At 70.8% G+C, this 17108-nt stretch carries 20 protein-coding genes and 1 pseudogene; 1 reads left to right on the top strand and 20 read right to left on the bottom strand.

Features of this window, described 5'->3' with window-relative positions; all coding sequences use genetic code 11:
- Position 1 precedes the first annotated feature (1 nt).
- The 17 genes and pseudogenes from AEB_RS03595 to AEB_RS03670 all read right to left on the bottom strand — a co-directional run bounded on the left by AEB_RS03595 (position 2) and on the right by AEB_RS03670 (position 14153).
- On the bottom strand, positions 2 to 2191 hold the full coding sequence (locus AEB_RS03595) for a GTA baseplate fiber-binding domain-containing protein (protein ID WP_119081970.1): 2190 nt from the start codon (positions 2189 to 2191) through the stop codon (positions 2 to 4).
- A gap of 5 nt (positions 2192 to 2196) precedes the next feature.
- Positions 2197 to 2610: a hypothetical protein gene (locus AEB_RS03600; RefSeq protein ID WP_119081971.1), complete on the bottom strand. Its 414-nt coding sequence runs from the start codon at positions 2608 to 2610 to the stop codon at positions 2197 to 2199.
- The gene (locus tag AEB_RS03605; RefSeq protein WP_119081972.1) at positions 2607 to 3434 is read right to left on the bottom strand and encodes a DUF2163 domain-containing protein; all 828 of its coding nucleotides are present in this window, start codon (positions 3432 to 3434) and stop codon (positions 2607 to 2609) included. Before AEB_RS03605 ends, AEB_RS03600 begins: the two co-directional genes overlap by 4 nt.
- Positions 3431 to 5755: a DUF2460 domain-containing protein gene (locus tag AEB_RS03610; protein WP_119081973.1), complete on the bottom strand. Its 2325-nt coding sequence runs from the start codon at positions 5753 to 5755 to the stop codon at positions 3431 to 3433. Before AEB_RS03610 ends, AEB_RS03605 begins: the two co-directional genes overlap by 4 nt.
- Before the next feature lie 11 nt (positions 5756 to 5766).
- Complete coding sequence (locus tag AEB_RS03615; RefSeq protein ID WP_119081974.1) at positions 5767 to 6333, bottom strand: tail tape measure protein; 567 nt, start codon at positions 6331 to 6333, stop codon at positions 5767 to 5769.
- Positions 6326 to 6643 (bottom strand): phage tail assembly chaperone, encoded by a 318-nt coding sequence (locus tag AEB_RS03620; protein WP_172592990.1) that lies wholly within the window; start codon positions 6641 to 6643, stop codon positions 6326 to 6328. The genes AEB_RS03615 and AEB_RS03620 overlap by 8 nt, the downstream gene beginning before the upstream one ends.
- Positions 6640 to 7047: a phage tail tube protein gene (locus AEB_RS03625; protein WP_119081975.1), complete on the bottom strand. Its 408-nt coding sequence runs from the start codon at positions 7045 to 7047 to the stop codon at positions 6640 to 6642. The genes AEB_RS03620 and AEB_RS03625 overlap by 4 nt, the downstream gene beginning before the upstream one ends.
- 29 nt (positions 7048 to 7076) lie before the next feature.
- A complete protein-coding gene (locus AEB_RS03630; RefSeq protein WP_119081976.1) occupies positions 7077 to 7469 on the bottom strand; it encodes a DUF3168 domain-containing protein in 393 nt (130 codons plus the stop codon).
- A complete protein-coding gene (locus tag AEB_RS03635; RefSeq protein ID WP_119081977.1) occupies positions 7459 to 7644 on the bottom strand; it encodes a hypothetical protein in 186 nt (61 codons plus the stop codon). Before AEB_RS03635 ends, AEB_RS03630 begins: the two co-directional genes overlap by 11 nt.
- Positions 7641 to 8189 carry a head-tail connector protein gene (locus tag AEB_RS03640; protein ID WP_119081978.1) on the bottom strand — a complete coding sequence of 183 codons (549 nt, stop codon included), beginning with the start codon at positions 8187 to 8189 and terminating at the stop codon, positions 7641 to 7643. The genes AEB_RS03635 and AEB_RS03640 overlap by 4 nt, the downstream gene beginning before the upstream one ends.
- A 94-nt stretch (positions 8190 to 8283) precedes the next feature.
- Positions 8284 to 9417, bottom strand: coding sequence for a phage major capsid protein (locus AEB_RS03645; protein ID WP_119081979.1), 1134 nt, complete (start codon positions 9415 to 9417; stop codon positions 8284 to 8286).
- 80 nt (positions 9418 to 9497) lie between these two features.
- A complete protein-coding gene (locus AEB_RS18340) occupies positions 9498 to 9884 on the bottom strand; it encodes an HK97 family phage prohead protease (protein ID WP_231959013.1) in 387 nt (128 codons plus the stop codon).
- The gene (locus tag AEB_RS18345; RefSeq protein WP_231958888.1) at positions 9884 to 10192 is read right to left on the bottom strand and encodes a DUF6127 family protein; all 309 of its coding nucleotides are present in this window, start codon (positions 10190 to 10192) and stop codon (positions 9884 to 9886) included. The genes AEB_RS18340 and AEB_RS18345 overlap by 1 nt, the downstream gene beginning before the upstream one ends.
- A complete protein-coding gene (locus AEB_RS03655) occupies positions 10189 to 11346 on the bottom strand; it encodes a phage portal protein (RefSeq protein WP_119081981.1) in 1158 nt (385 codons plus the stop codon). Before AEB_RS03655 ends, AEB_RS18345 begins: the two co-directional genes overlap by 4 nt.
- Positions 11347 to 11704: 358 nt before the next feature.
- Positions 11705 to 12271 (bottom strand): annotated as a pseudogene (locus AEB_RS03660) (phage terminase large subunit family protein); the annotation flags it as partial.
- Positions 12272 to 12283: 12 nt separating this feature from the next.
- Positions 12284 to 13642 carry a phage terminase large subunit family protein gene (locus tag AEB_RS03665; protein WP_119081983.1) on the bottom strand — a complete coding sequence of 453 codons (1359 nt, stop codon included), beginning with the start codon at positions 13640 to 13642 and terminating at the stop codon, positions 12284 to 12286.
- Positions 13632 to 14153 carry a hypothetical protein gene (locus tag AEB_RS03670; protein ID WP_119081984.1) on the bottom strand — a complete coding sequence of 174 codons (522 nt, stop codon included), beginning with the start codon at positions 14151 to 14153 and terminating at the stop codon, positions 13632 to 13634. Before AEB_RS03670 ends, AEB_RS03665 begins: the two co-directional genes overlap by 11 nt.
- A 185-nt stretch (positions 14154 to 14338) precedes the next feature.
- On the opposite strand from AEB_RS03670, the gene AEB_RS03675 reads away from it, so the two are divergent.
- Complete coding sequence (locus tag AEB_RS03675) at positions 14339 to 14974, top strand: YqaA family protein (protein ID WP_119081985.1); 636 nt, start codon at positions 14339 to 14341, stop codon at positions 14972 to 14974.
- A gap of 22 nt (positions 14975 to 14996) precedes the next feature.
- Here the strand turns inward: AEB_RS03675 and spt are convergent, their stop codons facing one another.
- From spt to AEB_RS03690, 3 genes are all read right to left on the bottom strand, one after another.
- Complete coding sequence (spt, locus tag AEB_RS03680) at positions 14997 to 16247, bottom strand: serine palmitoyltransferase (protein ID WP_119081986.1); 1251 nt, start codon at positions 16245 to 16247, stop codon at positions 14997 to 14999.
- A 7-nt stretch (positions 16248 to 16254) separates the two neighbouring features.
- A complete protein-coding gene (locus tag AEB_RS03685; RefSeq protein WP_119081987.1) occupies positions 16255 to 16497 on the bottom strand; it encodes an acyl carrier protein in 243 nt (80 codons plus the stop codon).
- Positions 16498 to 16690: 193 nt separating this feature from the next.
- Positions 16691 to 17059 carry a response regulator gene (locus AEB_RS03690; protein WP_119081988.1) on the bottom strand — a complete coding sequence of 123 codons (369 nt, stop codon included), beginning with the start codon at positions 17057 to 17059 and terminating at the stop codon, positions 16691 to 16693.
- Between the last annotated feature and the right edge of the window lie 49 nt (positions 17060 to 17108).

The following is a 17108-nucleotide window of genomic DNA, read 5'->3' on the forward strand; positions in this document are numbered from 1 at the left end:
TTCAGGTGACCACGGTGAGCTGCAAGGGATCGGAGACCGCGAAGCTGCCGATCTGCCGTACCCACAGGCTGTGCCCGGCATGGCTGGCGGCGAGTTCGGCCCAGGCCTCCGGCGTGAACTCCAGCACTGGTTCGCCGATTTCCCAGCGGAGCACGGGCGCGCCGGTGTCGCCGAGGCCCACCAGATAACGCTCCGCCTCTTCGCCCAGCGGCACGTCCACCCCGTCGTTCCAGCCCCACGCCCCGCGCGCGCGGCGGGTCCAGCGCAGCGTGACATGGCCGTTCTCGGTTCGGCGGAGCGAGGGATGCACCGGGGTGAGCGGACGGAGGAAGAGGCCTGCGTTGACGGTTTCGGACAGCACCGGCTCGGCGTCGGCCAGGCCGATCGCCGCCAGCACGGGTTGGCTGGAGGTGCTAAGCATGGCCGGGTCGATTACCACCGGGGCGCCGTCCAGCAGGATGAAGGCCGCGCCCGGCGCATGGCCGGCCGCGGCCTGCGCTTCCGTCCCGCCCCGCCCGCGCAGGAGGCCGCGCAGTTCCCAGCGCCCGCCGCCCAGCGGTAGGGCGGAGGCGAATTGCAGCACCTCGCCGCCGATCAGGGCACGGTTGGCGCCATTGGCCAGCATCTCCGGCGAGGCACTCGCCAGTACGAAATCGCCGGAGAGCAATTGCACTTCGCAGCGTGCCGCGCGGTCGAGCATCATTGCGGCGGAGCCCGCCAGCGGCGTGACCAGCGTGCCGACAAGGCTTCGCGCCGGTCCGCTGACGCCGACCGGCACCAGGTCCGCCCCGCTCCGCTCATAGAGCGCCGCCCCGGCCCATCCGACGGAGCTGGAGGAGAGGGCAGCGTGGATCGGGCGAGCCTGCCCGTTCCCCTGCCCGTCCCACGGGAGCTCGAACGCCTGGAGCGCGGTGGGCGTGGCGAGCAGATCGGGTGGCGAGAGGTTCTGCCCCGGGTCTGCCGGGCTGGCGCGGGCCGGCCCCCGCGGCAGGCGCAGCAGCGCCAGTTCGATGAAGCCGCTGCGCCATTCCCAGCTTTCGATGCGCCAGTGCCCCGCGCGGCCGGGCACGCGCACGACGGCCCCGGGCCGGAGGGCGGGATCAATCTCCGCCATCCGCCAGGACAGCGTCTCCACACTGCGCCGGGCCCGCTCGGCGGCCGCATTGGCGAGGCGGCGGGCATCGGCGGCGGCCAGCGCGCCGGGAAATTCGATGAGGCCGGAGCGGCCGGGAAGCGTACGTCCTTCCGCCCGCTGGAGCCCCGCCTGATAATCGCGCGCAATGTCGTAATAGCGTAGCGCCGCAGGCGCGGTCCGCTCCCCCGCGCGCCGCAGCAGCTGGCCCGAAGCGGCGCCGAAGCTCTCGCCGCCAGGATCGGTGACGGCGGCGGGCAGCAGCGGCGGCGGCGCGGCAGGCACCGTATCGCCCGCACCGATGGCAAGCGAACCCCCACTGATGCCGCAGGTCAGCGGATAGAGTTGGTCCAATGTCGCCAGCATGCCGGAGAGCGGCCCGCCTTCGTCGCAGAAACCGGCAAGGCCGCTTAGCGGTCGATCCGCCTTGGGCGGCTGCGGCAGGGCGGCCAGCATATCCACCAGCGTGGTCTCGCCCTCGTCGGCGACCACCTCGAAAGTCAGCGCCGGGATGCGGTTGCCGAAGCCGGCGAGCTGCAGCGATTCGAACACGCAATAGGCCGTGCCGCGAAAGGCGGGGCAGCCGCTGCCGATGGCGGAGGCGATGAGCGGGTCGGGCGCCTGATCGCCATGGCCGGCGTGGACCCGCAGCCCTCCCCCGACCTTGAGGTCGCCCGCCGCGCCGCGCAGCAAATTGCCGTCGGCCCAGATGCGCCCCAGCCGAAGGATCGGCCGCGCCGCCAGCGCCACGGCGAAGGATACGGAATAGGAATAGGTGGTGACGGTGGGCTGCCCCTTCCCCCCGCCGCTCTTCTCGCGGCTTTCCACCAGATCGGTCGCCCAGATGATCGTCCCCGGCGTGCGCATGGTGCCGAAGATGCGGGGAATCGGGCTGCCATAGCTGGAGGTGGTGACGGCCAGTTCCTTGAGCCGCGGGCCTTCGCGCTGCCCCGAACCGATCACCGCGTGATCGATCTGATTGCCGATCAGCGAGCCGATCGCGCCGCCGAGCGGCCCGCCCAGAACCGTGCCGAGGGCGGTAAGTGCCAAAGTTGCCATTGTGGTTAATCCTCGGAAGAGAGGCGCCAGAGCCGCAGCAGCGGCCGGGCAAGCGGCGCGGGGCTCGCCACCACGCGGCGGAGCCCGGCATGCGCATGAATGAAGCCGCCTTCGCGGCCGGCGATCAGCAGATGGAATTGCGCCGGGCCGGGTCGTGCGAGAAGGACGTCGCCGGGCTGCGGCGGCCCCGCGCTCTCCACCAGCCCGACCGCCGGTGCGAGCGGGAGGAAGTCCGCTATGCCGAGCCTGCGCAGCCGATAATCGGGCGTGGGCGGGGGAGTGCGGCCGATGTGGCGCAGCGCGGTGTCCACCACACCGATGCAGTCGAGCCCCGTCTCCGGATGGCGGCCATGGAGGCGGAAGGGGGCACCGATCAACTGCGCCGCCGCGTCGGCCAGCGCCAGCCCCGGCGCGCTCATGCGCCGGCCGTGGGATAGCGGGCCAGCAGATCATTGCCGGGCAGGAAGGGCTCGCCCTGAAAATTCACCGAATTGGCAAAACGGCTGCGGCAGGTGGCGAAGGTGTGGTCGCAGCCTTCGCGCAGCAGGGCGCGCGTGCCCGCAGGAATGATCGCATCCGCCCCGCCCTCGACCCCGAGCCGGTCCCCCGCCGCTCCGGCAATGTCCAGCGTCAGCCCCGGCAGCGGCCCATCCAGCCAGCGGAGGGTTCCGCCGTCGAACGCCGCGGTGGCCCCGGCGCCGATGCCGGCAAAGCACAGCTCGCCGCTCTCGGCGTCCATTTCCGCGAGCGTAGCCTCATGCGTGAAGCGCGCGACGCTGAGATGGCAGCCGGGGCCGCAGAACTCCGCTCGGCAGGTGGGCGAGGTGCGTGGCACCACATCCCGTTCCAGCTCCGCCTTGGCGGAGCGCAGCTCGGCATCGAAGCGCCCTGCGTCCTCGGTCACCTCGCCCACCGTGCCGCGATAGAGCGCGGCGCGCTCGAGGCTCTCCCAGTCCACCAGCCCGATCTCCACGCCGGCCCCGTCGAAGCGACCGGCCGCGAGATCGGGGGCGGAGATGGACTCATGCGTCAGCGCCCCGCTCACCTCCGCGCTGTCCAGCTCCAGTCCGGCGGTCAGGCGGATCGCCGAAGGCAGCATGCCCGGCGCGGCACGGTGCAGCACGCCGTCGAACCACAGGTCGCGGTCATGGGCGGTGAAGCCGAGCGTCACCCCGTCGCGCCGCATCACGCGCCACCAGGTGGTGACGGTCTCCAGTTCCGTGGCGAAAAAGGTCCGGCTCATACCGCCTCGCGCAATTCGATCAGGGGGACAGACGGCGCCTCGCCCGCGGCGAAGGCGGCGGCGGTGATGTCCAGCCGGTCCTCCTCGAACCGCACGGGCACGTCGAACAGAAAGCCGGCGGTGATCGCTGCCCCGGCGGGGGGCGCGGCGGAGAAGGTGATCCAGCCGCCGTCATGCAGCGTCCAGGCGAGCGCCGGCTGGCCGCCCACGGCGATGCGGATCGTGCCCGGCCGGGGGCGCGTGATGATCCGCTGCTGCGCCTCCTCCCCTTCGCCATAGAGCTTCACCAGCCGGAAACTGGCGGTCAGCCCGTCGCCCGTGCCGATGCGCTGGTCCAGCATGGTGGACGCGCCGATCATGCCGTTGGAGCTGAAGTCGAACGGATCGGACAGGCGGAAGCCGCGTGCCGCCCCCCGCCGGGCGCGGAAGAAGGCGATCAGCACCGCCAGTTCCTCTTCGGAGCGGATGCCGGGGCCGACATCGAAGCGCAGCCGCGCATCGGCCCACAGGCTGTTGCGCCGTTCGTGCCCGGATGCCGTGACGGCGATCGTGGTGGAAAATTCCGGGCTCACCCCGGTCTCGCGGCCCAGCGCGAGCGGGTAGGGCACATCGTCGAAGGCTTGCATGGTCTCATCATCCTGCGTGGGGGCGAGGCGGGTGTATCCGTCGCGGCAGACCTGCGGCAGCGCCCAGAGGAACAGGCGGCCGACGCCGCGCGCCGCCGCTTCCTCCAGCCCCGCGTCGATCCGCCGCCAGAACGGATCCGCATCGGCGGCATTCAGCACGAAGCCGGCGAGGTAATCCTGCGCCTCCAGCGGATAGGAAAGCCGATCCTGCACGAAGCGATAGGCTGCGCGCCGCGCCGCCTCCGCGCCCGCCGTGAGCCAGTCGTAATCCTCCAGCTGCAGCCGGTCGAAGGCCGGCCAGGCCCAGCCGGGCGGCAGGTTGGCGCGGTGGAGTTCGGGCATGTCCGCCGCCAGAATGGTGGGCGTGAAGGTCAGCAGGTGCAGCCGGGCGGGGCCACCCGCTTCGGCGCGCACGGCGGCGGCCAGTGCGGCGGTGGATTGAGCCAGACAGTCGCCCGCGCGGTCGAGCAGCGCGATCTGCGCACTATCCAGCAGCCCGCGCATATCGGTGATGGCCGGCGCATCGGGGCCCAGCGCGGCGCGCGCCGCCGCGTCATACAGGCAGATCCGGCCGTCGCCCGTCACCCACCACCACGGCTCGCCAATCTGGAAGTGCACCGGCAGGCCCGCCTCGCGCAGCAGGGCGGTGAACCGCCGCGCCACCGCCTGCAGCCATGCCATGGCGCCGGCATTGGCGGGCGAGAGCAGGGCGGAGGGCGGATCCCAGCCGGTGCGCGCGGCTTCCCCGTCATGCGTGCGCTGCTGCCAGTCCTCGGGGCAATGCTCGGCGAACAGTTCGTAGGAGAGCGAGCAGATCACCTCCATCCCGGCATCCCGCGCGGCGGTGAAGAAGCTGCGGTGCCATTCCTCGGCCGGGCGGCACAGCGTGCCCGCGCCTTCCGCCAGCAGCGCCGCGCCTTGTGGGGCGAGGCGGAAGAAATGGCTCATGCCCACATAGTGCAGGATGCTGCCGCGATAGCCGAGCCAGCGCAGTGTGCGCAGCAGGCGGGCGGGTGTCTGATTGTAACAATCGTCATAGGCGGTCGCCATGCCCACATCGTGCGGCGGCAGGAGCGCATCGCCGATGGTCAGCAGCGGCCGGTCGCCCTCGCAGGCGATTTCGCTCAGTTCCACCCAGCCGTTGACGCGCGCGGCCAGCAGGGCCGTGCTGCCGCGCACATGGCCCGGCGGCGTGAGCGAGATGAACATGCGGTCGATATCCGCCGGGTGGACCGGATCGCCGTCTCCCTCCCAGCCGTCGGCGAGGGCGGAGAAGGGCAGCGCGATCCTTGCATCCTCGGGGCTGCCCGTCGCGTAGTTCCACAGGCGGACATACCAGGCGCGCGGCTGCCCCGCGGCATCGCGGCCTTCCACCGTCAGCGTCGGCCCGTTCACGGCATCGAGCGGCAGCACGCCGGCGCACCGCCAGCGGAAGCGCAGCGTCGTCCGCGCGTAATCGCGATCGGTGTCATAGGCGAGCAGCGGGTGGCTCCACCGGTCCGCGCTGTCCCAGATCAGCCCGGCGAGCGCGCCCTGCCGGTGGAACTCCACCTCCACGCGCAGCGAATCCGCGCCCGTGGTGACGACGCTGGCCATTTCCGGGCGGGGGAAATCCACCGTCCAGAAACGGGGATCGAACCGTTGGATGAAATCGGTCTGCTGTCCGTCGCGCCTCTGCGCCAGCCAGAATGCCATGGTGCTGCTCCCTAGAAATCGCGCAGCGCGCGGCGGACGGAACTCGCCACCTGCCGGGCGCTGCGCTGCAGGGCCGCCGGGGCGGCGGTGCCTTTCGGCGCGGCGAGGCGGATGGAAACCTGCACGTCGCGCCCACGCGCCGCTGGCGCCTCCACCCGGCCGGCGGAGGTGGGCACGAACAGTTCCGGCCCCCGCTCGCCCACCACATAGGCGCTCCCGGGTGATACCGGCCCGCCCGTGGCACGGCCCGGCAGCCCCAGCAGCGCGCCCAGCGCACCGCTCAGCACCGCGCCCGCGCCGCCGCCGCCGGTGGGTGAGAACAGCCCGCCCAGCCCGGCCTTCAGCGCCTCTGCCGCGATCTGGTCCATGGTCTGGATGGCGGTGCGCTTCAGCTCGTCAAAGCCCAGCCCGCCGCGCCGGATGGCGGAAAGCAGCCCGGATTCCAGCACATTGCCCGCACGGGCGAAGCCATCCACCAGCGTGCTGTCCAGCGCGCCGCGCATGGTTTCCATGTCGGCGCGGAAGCCATCGGTGGTGGCGCGCACGTCCACCAGCAGGGTCTCGATCTCGTCATCCATCGCTTTCGCGCTCCATCAGGCGGTGCATCTCGCCGCGGGTCAGCGGGTCGGCTGGGGAAGCCGGCGGGGCCAGCACGGCGGCGATTTCCGCCGGGGTGGCGGCCCAGAAATCCGCCACCCGCCAGCCCAGCGTGCGCGGCACGATACCGGCCAGCCGCAGCTGCCCCGCCCCGGCGCGCTCCACCAGCGCGAACAGCGGCCCCAGCTCTTCCTCCGCCGCGACCAGGGCAGTGAAGCTGGGGCGCAGCAGGCGTTCGGTTCCGGCGAGCATGATCGCCGCTTCGCCCCGCAGGGGGTTCGCCCCGCTCATGCCGGGGCCACCGCGCCGGAGCTTTCCAGCTGCAGCGTATAATTGCGCTCGCCGTTGAAATCGCCGGCATAGTCCAGTCGCTGCACCAGAAAGCGGCCGCGCAGCTTCTCGCCATCCTCGAAGGACAGTTCGTAATCGTCCAGCGTGCCGGCCAGCGCATGGCCGCGCAGTGCGCCCTCGGCCTCGCTGCCCAGAAAGATGCCCGCCGCGCTGACCGAGACGGAGCGCGTGCCGGCGCCCGAAAGCAGTTCGCGCCAGCCGCCCGATTGCTTGTGGGTGACGACCACCGGATCGCCATTGATGGACATCTGCGTGGTCCGCAGCCCGGCCACGGTGCGATAGACGGGCGGTGCGCCGCCATCGCCGATCTTGAGGAGGAAGGCAGAGCCCTTCTGCGCGGTCATCGGATCATCTCCACAGTATCAAGGGGGGATCAGGGGTGGGAAAGCAGGCGGAAGCGATATTCGATCAGCACCGCGCGGATATTGCCCGGCCGCCGTTCGGCCCGGCCGCGCAGGAAGGTGCAGCTGGCGATGGCGAAGCCGGGCTGGATTGGCGGCATGGCCTCGATCCGCATCTCGATGGCGTGCACGGCCTCGGCACAGGCGGCGGGGTCGTCGCCCCGGCAGTGCAGTTCCAGCGCCAGACGCACTTCGCGCCCGCAGCGGTCCTTGGTGCCCCAGTCGGTGCTCGCGCTGGCGGCGATGCCCAGCCAGGGCGCGGCGGCGCGCAGGGGTGCCTCCTCTTCTACCGTATTCACGCGGGCGGAGAGGGCGGGGTCGGCGCGCAGCCATTCGATCAGCGCGGTGCGCAGGTCAGTTTCCATCGCGGGGGCTCCTTGCGGGCAGCGGCCACAGCAGGCGGGCCATGCGCCAGCGGGCGGGATCGGCGCGGCGGGCGCGCAGCGCGGCTTCGGCATGCGCTGCGGCCAGAGTGCGGGCGCGGGCGGCGATCCGGGCGGCGAAGCCTGCCCGATCGGGCGGGCGGGCGGTGATCGTCATGCCAGACGCAGCGCGCGCCAGGGCCGCCACAGCGCCGCCACGGTGGTGGGCGGCAGGGCTGCCGGATCGTCGCTCTCCCGCGCGGCGAAGAGATGCGCGGCCAGCCGTAGCATGCCGTGGCGCAACCCCTCCGGCAGGGCAGTCCAGCCGGCGGCCAGCCCGGCGGTGAAGCGCACCGCCAGCAGCGGGGCGGTAGGGGCGCGCAGCAGGCGCACCAGCCCACCGCCTTCGGCATCGAGGTCGATCTCGTAATCCGCAGGCGGCAGGGGCGTGCGCGTGCCGTCGGCGGCGCAGGCCTCCACCGCCTCGATCGCCTGCACCGGGCGGGTGCGCAGGCGCTGCCAGCGGGCGGCGGCGGGGATCAGCTCCTCGCAGCGCGCCTGCAGCGGCATGGCGCCGGTATAGGCCTCGCACACCTCCAGCGTGGTGGCGAGCAGCGCGGCCAGCGCCGCATCTTCATGCGCGGTGGTAATGGCGAGCCACGCCTTCAGCTCGTCGAGCGCCACGCCGGCCAGCGCGGGGGGCTCCAGGATTGCCCGCTTCATCGCGGCCTCCGTAGCAAGGGGAAAGGGGCGCACCCGCGCCGCGCCCCGGAGGGGGGACGGGGCAGCGGCGCGGGCACGCGGGGTGGTGCGGCGATCAGGCCTCGATGCGCAGCAGCTTGATCGCCGCGCTGTCGAGCACCTGCCCGCCCACCCGCTTGGTGGCGTAGAAGTGGACGAAGGGCTTGTTGGTGAAGGGATCGCGCAGGATCGTGGTCGCGCTGCGTTCGGCGATCAGATAGCCGGCGCGGAAATTGCCGAAGGCGATCGGGCACTGGCCTGCGGCAATATCGGGCATGTCCTCCGCTTCGGTCACCGGATAACCCAGCAGCCGGTCCGGCTGGCCTTCCGCCAGGCCGGGCTGCCACAGGAAGGCGCCGTCGCTGGTCTTCATCTTGCGCACTTCGGCCAGCGTGGCGGAATTCATCACCCAGCACGCCCCCTGGCGATAGCCGGCCTTCAGCGCATGGACGAGGTCGATCAGCCGGCCTTCCGGCTCTTCGTCGAAGCCCGTCGCCTCGCCGGAGCCGAGATATTGCAGCGTGCCGAAGGGCCGCACCGCATCCCCGGCGTGGGATACGGGGGCGGCGAGGAAGCCGCGCGGGCGGTTGGCGCCGGTGCCGGACACGAAGGCGGCGCCTTCGGCCCGGGCGAATTCGGCCGCGATCTCCGCCGCCAGCCAGCCTTCCAGATCGAAAGCCGCATCGTCCAGCATCGCCTGGCTCGCCGCCGGATTGGCATAGAGCTCGCCCGTGGGCGGGGCGATCTCGGCGAATTCGGGCGTGTCCGTTTCGGGCCGGGGCGCCGTCTCGCTCACCCAGCCGCTGGCCGTGCCGCCGGTGGACACGAGCTTGCGATAGCCCGCCGTCCCCGTCTGCACCACCTGGGCGATCTGCCGGATCGGGCTCACCTCCTTCAGCTGGCTGGCGATCAGCGCGTCGATTTCGCGCGGCACGGCATAGCCGCCGTCCTGCGGCTGCGCCCCGCTGATCGACTTAACCTCCGCCTCGCGGCCCTGCCGCAGGTAGAGGTCGACGAAGCCCTTCACTTCGGGCGAGGGCTCGCCGGTGGAGAGGGCAGGGCGGGCGGCGGCGCGGCCGATGCGCTCGATCCGCGCCTTCACCTCGTCCACATCGCTGCGCAGCAGGCCGATCGCCTCGTCGGCGGCATCCTGCCGGGCGACGATGTCGAAGCTCGCGGCGAGCTGGTCGGTATCGCGTTCAGTATCCATGGGGGCATTCACCTTCGCTAGAGAACAAAAAGCCGCCCGAAGGCGGCCGTGGGGACAGGGGTCGAGAGAGGGGCGACGGATCACCCCACCAGATGCACGCGGGCGCCATGCTGCAGCGGATGGGTGACGAGGCTGACCTCGATCAGCTCCACCTCCTCCAGCACCCGCCCCGCCGGGGTGCGGCGGAAGGCGCGGGCACGGTAGCCGAAGCTGAGCCCGTCCACCGCGCGCGCCAGCAGCGCCGCCGCCGCGCGGCAGTGATCATTGTCGATCCGGCCGATCACCCGCAGGCCGCGCGCATCCTCCTCCGCCCGCTCCACCGCCCCGATCCGCTGGCCGGGGCGATGCTGCCACAGCAGCGGGATCGCCCGCGCCAGGGCCAGCGTGCGGGCGAAGGCGCCGGGGCGGATCGTGTCGCGCGCGCCGTCCGCCCGGTCGAACAGCGCGGCATAGCCGGCGAAGCGGATCACTTGAGCAGCCCCGCCGCGCCCAGCCGCAGCGCCATGCCGATCAGCAGCAGCGCCAGCAGCCCGCGCACCAGCCAGTCCACCGCCGCCCGCCAGGCGCTGGCCTTGGCCGCGCGCCAGGCGGCGAGCAGCTCGCGCAGCTCGTCGATATCGTCCTCCGCGCCCTCGTCGGCGAGGCCGATGCGCACCAGCACGCGGTCCGCGCCCAGCTCGCTCGCTTCCTCCACGATGGCGCGCAGCGTCACCATGTCGCCGCCTTCCTCGGCCGCCTGGGCGATCAGCCCGGCCAGAATGCCTTCGCGCCTCATCGCGCATCTCCTTGTGTTGCAAGGCCGAGCAGCGCGCGCTTTTCGGCCGGATCGAGGAAATCGGCGCCGCTCACCTGCGCCCACAGCCGTTCGCGGTCTTCCGCCAGCGCTGGCACGCGATCGAGATCGACCGCCAGTTCGAGCCCGGGGAACCACGCCCGCAGCCCGTCCTGCAGGCCGGAGAGCATCTTGCCCGCCAGCGGCAGCAGGGTGAGCCGCCACAGCGCGCGATTGGCCTCGCGGTAATTGGCATAGGTGTTGTCGCCCGGCAGGCCGAGCAGCATGGGCGGCACGCCGAAGGCCAGCGCGATGTCGCGCGCGGCGGAGGCCTTCAGTTCGGCGAAATCCATTTCCGCCGGGCTCAGCGAAAGGCTCTGCCATTTCAGCCCGCCTTCCAGCAGCATCGGCCGCCCGGCATTGGCACTGCCGGAAAAGGCCCCCGCCAGCTCGTCGCGCAGCCGCTCGAACTGCTCGCCCGTCAGCGCGGCATTCTCGCCCCCGTCATAGACCAGCGCGCCCGAAGGCCGCGCCGCATTTTCCAGCAGCGCGCGGTTCCAGCCGGCGGCGGCATTGTGGATCGCCACCGCCTGTTCGGCGGCGGAGAGGCAGCCGGCGCCATAGTGATCGTCCGCCGGGTGGAAGGCCTTGAGGTGGATCAGGCAGGGCCAGCCCTCCTCATCCTCCACCGGCAGGGTCAGCACCGCATCCCCCACCTTGTAGCGCCAGGCGGTGGGCCAGCCATCCGCCCCGGCGATCACCGAGACGCGCTCGGGCCGCAGCGCGAACAGCTCCACCGGCTTGCCGTCGCCGCCGCGGATCACCTGCACATAGCCATTGCCATGCAGCAGCAGATGGGCGGCCAGCGTTTCCAGCAGGGATTGTCCGGCGCTGGCGGCGCGCACCAGCTCCAGCGCCGTAGGCTCCCCGCCGGCCAGCGGCGCGCTGCCCACGCCCTCGGCCACAATCCGCACCGCGCGCTGCGCCACCGGATTGTCCAGGAAGGCGCGGCGCACCGCATGGCGATATTCGAAGGGCGGGCGCGTGCCCGCCGGCTCATGGCTCCACGCCCAGGGCGAAATGAAGCTGCGCGCCAAAGGCACGCGCGGCCCCCCGCCACCCTTGAAGGCGGCGCGGAGCGTGTCGAGGAAAGACATGGCTGGTTCCTGTTCGGCTGGTGTGAGGTGCGTTTCGCCCGGAGGCGGGGCGGGGCGGGGCGGGGCGGGGCGGGGCGCGCATCCTTCGACAGGCTCAGGATGAGCGGGGTGGGTCAAGGATGAGCGGGTGGGCTCGGGATCTGGATGAAGCCTCTTTCCTTCGTCATTCCCGCGCAGGCGGGAATCCCGCGCGACACCCGCCTGCGCGCATCCTTCGACGGGCTCAGGATGAGCGGGATTGGCTCAGGATGAGCGGAGTTGGGGGCGGATGACCGGATCAACGACCCGTCACGCCGCGGATTCCGCAAAAACCCGCTCGTCCTGAGCCTGTCGAAGGACGCGCGCCAACCGCAGCGGGTCAGAGCCCGCGCACCCGCGGCCTGCCGCGCCGCCCCAGCATCAGTTCGGTCAGCGCCCAGACCAGCGCATCCGCCCGGTCGGGCGAGCGGCCGGGGCCTTCGTAGCTGCCGCCGGCCATCAGGCCGCACAGCTGGTCCTCCAGCCGCGCGAACAGGCCGGCGTGGCGCACCTTGCCCGCTTCATACAGCGCGGCCACGGGCTCGGCGCGGGCGGATTTGCCGCGCGTGGCGTGGACCAGACGGATGGGCATCTGGCAATCGGCGGCGCGCAGCACGCTTTCCACCATGCGCCCGCCCTGATTGGCTTCCGCCACCACGCGGTCCGCCTGCCAGTGCTGCGCCGTGGCGGCCACCGCGCGCGCCCAGCGTTCCGGCCCGGCAAGGGCGAGCGAGCAATCCGCCAGCACCACCGCACCACCGGCGCGCGTGACGGCGGCCACCACGATGCCGCATTCGTCGCCGCGCGCTCCGGCGGGCGGATCGACGCCCACCACCACGCGCGCCAGCGGCTCGCGCGGCAGGCGATCGCGGCAGGATTTCAGCAGGGCGCGGCTCCACAGCGCGCCCACCCCGGCGGGTCAGAGCTCGCGCACCCGCGGTCGCCCCCGCCGCCCCAGCATCAGTTCGGTCAGGGCCCAGACCAGCGCATCCGCCCGGTCGGGCGAGCGGCCGGGGCCTTCGTAGCTGCCACCGGCCATGAGGCCGCACAGCTGGTCCTCCAGCCGCGCGAACAGGCCGGCGTGGCGCACCTTGCCCGCTTCATACAGCGCGGCCACGGGCTCGGCGCGGGCGGTCTTGCCGCGCGTTGCGTGGACCAGGTGGATGGGCATCTGGCAATCGGCGGCGCGCAGCACGCTTTCCACCATGCGCCCGCCCTGATTGGCCTCCGCCACCACGCGGTCCGCCTGCCAGTGCTGCGCCGTGGCGGCCACCGCGCGCGCCCAGCGTTCGGGCCCGGCGCGGGCCAGCGAGCAATCCGCCAGCACCACCGCACCGCCGGCGCGCGTGACGGCAGCCACCACGATGCCGCATTCATCGCCGCGCGCCCCGGCCGGCGGATCGACGCCCACCACCACGCGCGCCAGCGGCTCGCGCGGCAGGCGGTCGCGGCAGGATTCCAGCAGGGCGCGGCTCCACAGCGCGCCTTCCACCTCGGTCAGCAATTCGCCGTCCAGCTCCTGCCGCGCCAGTGTCGTGCCGCCGAACTGCTGCTGCATGGCGGCAAGGAAGGCGGCGGGCAGGTTCTCGGCATTGTCCAGCGTGCGGCCGCGGGTGATGACCACGTCGCCGCCGCCTTCCTCCTCACCCGTGCCCGGCGCCATCAGCCGCCGCATCAGCGGCACGGCGCGCGGGGTGGTGGTGGCGACCACGCGGGGCCGCTCGCCCAGCCGCAGGCCCAGCTGCAGATTGTCCCACGCGGCCATGGCCCGGCCGGAGGCATTGTCCCACTTGGCGATCTCGTCGCACCAGGCATGGCTGTGCTGGGGGCCGCGCAGGGATTCGGGCTCGGCGGCGGAATAGAGGAAGGCCTGTGCCCCATTGTCCCATTGTAGCCGCCGCAGCGAGGGCTCGAACTCCGGGCGGCAGGCACCGGGCGAGGCGGCGAGCAACCCGCTTTCCCCTTCCACCATCACCGCGCGGGCTTCGGCCAGCGATGCGCCGACCAGTGCGATGCGCGCGCTGCCATCAGTGCGGGCGATGTGCCGCACCCATTCGGCGCCCGCGCGGGTCTTGCCGAAGCCGCGCCCGGCGCAGATCAGCCACACCCGCCAGTCGACCGGCGGGGGCAGCTGTTCGGGGCGGCCCCATAATTCCCAGTGCCAATTGCCCGCGGCGTCCTTCTCCGCGGCGTCCATCTCGTCCCACAGGCGGATGCGGCGTTCCACCTCGGTTTCGCGGAACCATTCGCCGCGGTTCCGGGGCGCGTCAGACGCCATCGGTCGTGTCGCCTTCAGCGGCATCCGGCGTATCCTGCTCCCGCGCCCGTGACCGCGCGATCAGCCGGCGGGATTCCTCCTCCCGCGCACGCATCGCGTCGATCTTGGCGTTGACCGAAGCGATGGTGGCGGCTTCGCTATCCAGCGTGCGCCGCCCCTTCTCTCGCGCCACCGTTTCGCGATGGGCGAACAGGCAGCGGAAGGCGGTGCCGAGGTCGTATTTGCGCCGGTTGCCGGCCTCGTCCACTTCCTCGGTCTGGCCGCTGCGCAGGCGACACAGCAATTCCATCTCCAGATTGTCATAGCCTTCGCTCAGCGCCTCGAACCAGCGGCGGGCGAAATGCGGATCGTCGCGCCGGCTCTTGTAGACGTGGCTCAGGCTGATGTCGGCGGCCTGTGCCGCGGCGCTGACATTGGAGGTCTCGCCCAGAGCGGCGATGAAGGTGTCGCGCCAGTTCTTGGGGGCGCCATATCTGCGGCGCGAAGGCTTCGCGCCCTTGGATGCGGGCATGGAACGGATCCTTGTGCGGGGGGATGCCGGCGGGCCGGCTGCAGTCGCTCTATCGCGATGTTCCGTTTCTCTAACCAATCAGCGTCGCAATGTCAATAGAAAAGTGCCATATAGGTTATCAAATCTGTGTTGCGCTGCATGATGCGCTCGCCTAGGCGCGCCGGATCACGAAGGGGGCTCCGCCGATGCTGCGCCGGCTGTACGATTGGACGATGGAGAAGGCGGCGCATCGCCACGCGCCGGGCTGGCTGGCGCTGTTCAGCTTTGCCGAATCGAGCTTCTTTCCGATTCCGCCGCATCCGCTGCTCGGCCTGATGTGCCTGGCGGAGCCGCAGAAGGCGCTGCGCTTTGCGCTCATCACCACCATCGCATCGGTGGTGGGCGGCATGTTCGGCTATCTGATCGGCTATTTCCTGTACGAATCCGTGGGATCGGTGGTGATTGTCTCGCTCGGCCTCAGCGAGGCCTTTCCGAAGGCGGCCTGCTATCTGAACGAGAATGCCAGTTGGGTGATCTTCACCGCCGCGGTGACGCCGATCCCCTTCAAGCTGCTGACGATCACCGCCGGCGTGGTGAAGATGCCCTTCGCGCAGTTCCTCATCGCCAGCATCGCCGGCAGGGCGCTGATCTTTATGGTGGTGGGGGTGCTGTTCCGCCTGTTCGGCGCGCCGATCAAGCAGGTGATCGATCGCTATTTCGGGCTGGTGACGGGGGCGTTCCTCGTCCTGCTGGTCGGCGGCTTCCTCGCCATCGCCCTGCTGGGCGGCGGCGAGAAGGCCCAGGCCGCGCAGGACCGCTGCGAACAGGCGACCACGCTGTAGCGCGCCGCCTGCTGGCGGCTGGCTAGATGATGCCCACCGCCTTGCCGGCGCGTTCGAACATGCCGAGGATGGTTTCCACCTCCTCCGCGCTGTGTTCGGCGCAGAGCGAGCAGCGCAGCAGCGTCATATTGGCGGGGGTTGCCGGGGGGCGGGCCAGGTTCACATAGAGCCCCTCCTTCAGCAGCGCTTCCCACATGGTGGCGCCGCGCTGCAGGTCGGGCATGATGACCGCCACGATGGCGCTCTGTGGCTCTTCGGTGCCGAGGGTGAAGCCGAGATCCTTGAGGCCGCCGTGCAGCCGCTTCGAATTCTCCCACAGATGCGCCCGCTTGTTGCCGCCGTGGATCAGCTTGCGGATGCTGGTGGCCGCCGTGGCGACCACGCTGGGCGGCAGGGAGGCGGTGAAGACATAGGGGCGGCAGACCAGCCGCATGATCTCGAACTTCGGGTGGTTGGACACGCAGAAGCCGCCCACCGTGCCCACGCTCTTGGAAAAGGTGCCGATGATGAAGTCCACATCGTCGATCACGCCCTGCGCTTCGGCCACGCCGCGCCCATGCTCGCCGATGAAGCCCATGGAATGCGCTTCGTCCACCAGCACCATGGCCCCGTGCTTCTTGGCGACGGCGACCATCTCCTTCAGCGGGGCGATGTCGCCCAGCATGGAATAGACGCCTTCCAGCACCACCAGCTTGCCGGCGCCTTCGGGAATCCGGCGCAGGCGCTTCTCCATCGCCTCGATGTCGTTGTGCTTGAAGGGCACCACCTGCGCATTGCCCAGCGAACAGCCGTCCCAGATGCTGGCATGGCTGTCGATATCGAGGACGATGTAGTCCTCCTTGCCGGCAATGGTGGAGATGATGCCGAGATTGGCCTGATAGCCGGTGGAGAACACCATGGCGTGATCCATGGCGTAGAATTCGCGCAGCGCGGCCTCCACTTCCCTGTGGCCCTGATATGTCCCGTTGAGGACACGGCTGCCGGTGGTGCCGGAGCCGAAATTGTCGAGCGCATCCTTGCCGGCCGCGATCACATCGGGGTCGAAGGTCATGCCCATATAATTGTAGGTGCCGAGCAGGATGGTATCGCGCCCGTTGCAAATCGCCCTGGTGGGGGAGAGCACCCGCTCCATCACCAGGCCGAAGGGATCCTCCAGCCCGCTCGCCAGCAATTGCTCGCGGGTGCGGATCACATCGTCGAACTTGGAGAACAGGTCGCGGTCGCCGCCCTGTTCCAGCACCGGCTGATCGGCCTGGTTCACACCTTCGCTCATGCCGCTCTCACTTGCCCTGGAGGTCGTTCACCGCGCTGACCAGCTGGCCGAAGGTCTCGATCTCCGCCTGCTGGTTCATGCTGATGATGATGTCGAACTCGTCCTCGATCGCGGCGACGAAATCCATCACCGTCAGGCTGTCGAATTCGAGATCGCCGGCGAAGGTCGTATCGTCCTCGACCGCCACGTTCTTCTTGTTGAAGGGTTCGATCAGAGTGCGGATGCGGCTGTCGATCTCGGCGCGATCCATGGTCCATTCCTATCATTGGTGCCGGCAGGCGGGGCGCCTGCCATGCGATTGCGGCGCAAAAGGAGTATCGCCGGTGCTTGTCAAGCGAAGGGGCGCTTGGCAAGCGCGCCGCCGCGCCCTTCCACCCTTTCGGAAGGGGAGCCGTGCAGGAGCAGCGACGGGGCCGCGACTGCCCTCGCCAAGGCAGGCGTGGCTAGGGGCCGACGAGTTCCTTCACCGCCGCCATGAACGGGCCGATCGACACCGGCTTGGACAGATAGCCTTCCGCTCCGGTGCTGCGGATCCGCTCCTCGTCCCCCTTGCCCGCATAGGCTGTCACCGCCAACACCGGCACATCGGCCAGCGCGGCGTCGCTCTTCAGGCTGGCGATGAGATCGAGTCCTGAGACATCCTGCAGCTGGATATCCATCACCACGAGATTGGGGATAAAGCTGCGCGCGCGTTCGATCGCGCTGCCTCCATCCGCTACGGGTTCGACGGCGAAACCACTCGCCACAAGAACGTCGCAGAAAAGTTTCCGGTTCAGATCGTTGTCCTCGACAACCAGGATTCGCTTCGTCATGGAGCCCCCAAAAACTCGCGCTTCCGTTCCCCTACGGAAATACACGTAG

This window comes from Altererythrobacter sp. B11 (genome assembly GCF_003569745.1).
Lineage (GTDB): Bacteria > Pseudomonadota > Alphaproteobacteria > Sphingomonadales > Sphingomonadaceae > Croceibacterium_C.

Bases quoted from the DNA above. Each gene is read 5' to 3' on its own strand.
- AEB_RS03595 (WP_119081970.1), bottom strand. From the start codon at position 2,191: ATGGCAACTTTGGCACTTACCGCCCTCGGCACGGTTCTGGGCGGGCCG.
- AEB_RS03600 (WP_119081971.1), bottom strand. From the start codon at position 2,610: ATGAGCGCGCCGGGGCTGGCGCTGGCCGACGCGGCGGCGCAGTTGATC.
- AEB_RS03605 (WP_119081972.1), bottom strand. From the start codon at position 3,434: ATGAGCCGGACCTTTTTCGCCACGGAACTGGAGACCGTCACCACCTGG.
- AEB_RS03610 (WP_119081973.1), bottom strand. From the start codon at position 5,755: ATGGCATTCTGGCTGGCGCAGAGGCGCGACGGACAGCAGACCGATTTC.
- AEB_RS03615 (WP_119081974.1), bottom strand. From the start codon at position 6,333: ATGGATGACGAGATCGAGACCCTGCTGGTGGACGTGCGCGCCACCACC.
- AEB_RS03620 (WP_172592990.1), bottom strand. From the start codon at position 6,643: ATGAGCGGGGCGAACCCCCTGCGGGGCGAAGCGGCGATCATGCTCGCC.
- AEB_RS03625 (WP_119081975.1), bottom strand. From the start codon at position 7,047: ATGACCGCGCAGAAGGGCTCTGCCTTCCTCCTCAAGATCGGCGATGGC.
- AEB_RS03630 (WP_119081976.1), bottom strand. From the start codon at position 7,469: ATGGAAACTGACCTGCGCACCGCGCTGATCGAATGGCTGCGCGCCGAC.
- AEB_RS03635 (WP_119081977.1), bottom strand. From the start codon at position 7,644: ATGACGATCACCGCCCGCCCGCCCGATCGGGCAGGCTTCGCCGCCCGG.
- AEB_RS03640 (WP_119081978.1), bottom strand. From the start codon at position 8,189: ATGAAGCGGGCAATCCTGGAGCCCCCCGCGCTGGCCGGCGTGGCGCTC.
- AEB_RS03645 (WP_119081979.1), bottom strand. From the start codon at position 9,417: ATGGATACTGAACGCGATACCGACCAGCTCGCCGCGAGCTTCGACATC.
- AEB_RS18345 (WP_231958888.1), bottom strand. From the start codon at position 10,192: ATGAGGCGCGAAGGCATTCTGGCCGGGCTGATCGCCCAGGCGGCCGAG.
- AEB_RS03655 (WP_119081981.1), bottom strand. From the start codon at position 11,346: ATGTCTTTCCTCGACACGCTCCGCGCCGCCTTCAAGGGTGGCGGGGGG.
- AEB_RS03665 (WP_119081983.1), bottom strand. From the start codon at position 13,642: ATGGCGTCTGACGCGCCCCGGAACCGCGGCGAATGGTTCCGCGAAACC.
- AEB_RS03670 (WP_119081984.1), bottom strand. From the start codon at position 14,153: ATGCCCGCATCCAAGGGCGCGAAGCCTTCGCGCCGCAGATATGGCGCC.
- AEB_RS03675 (WP_119081985.1), top strand. From the start codon at position 14,339: ATGCTGCGCCGGCTGTACGATTGGACGATGGAGAAGGCGGCGCATCGC.
- spt (WP_119081986.1), bottom strand. From the start codon at position 16,247: ATGAGCGAAGGTGTGAACCAGGCCGATCAGCCGGTGCTGGAACAGGGC.
- AEB_RS03685 (WP_119081987.1), bottom strand. From the start codon at position 16,497: ATGGATCGCGCCGAGATCGACAGCCGCATCCGCACTCTGATCGAACCC.
- AEB_RS03690 (WP_119081988.1), bottom strand. From the start codon at position 17,059: ATGACGAAGCGAATCCTGGTTGTCGAGGACAACGATCTGAACCGGAAA.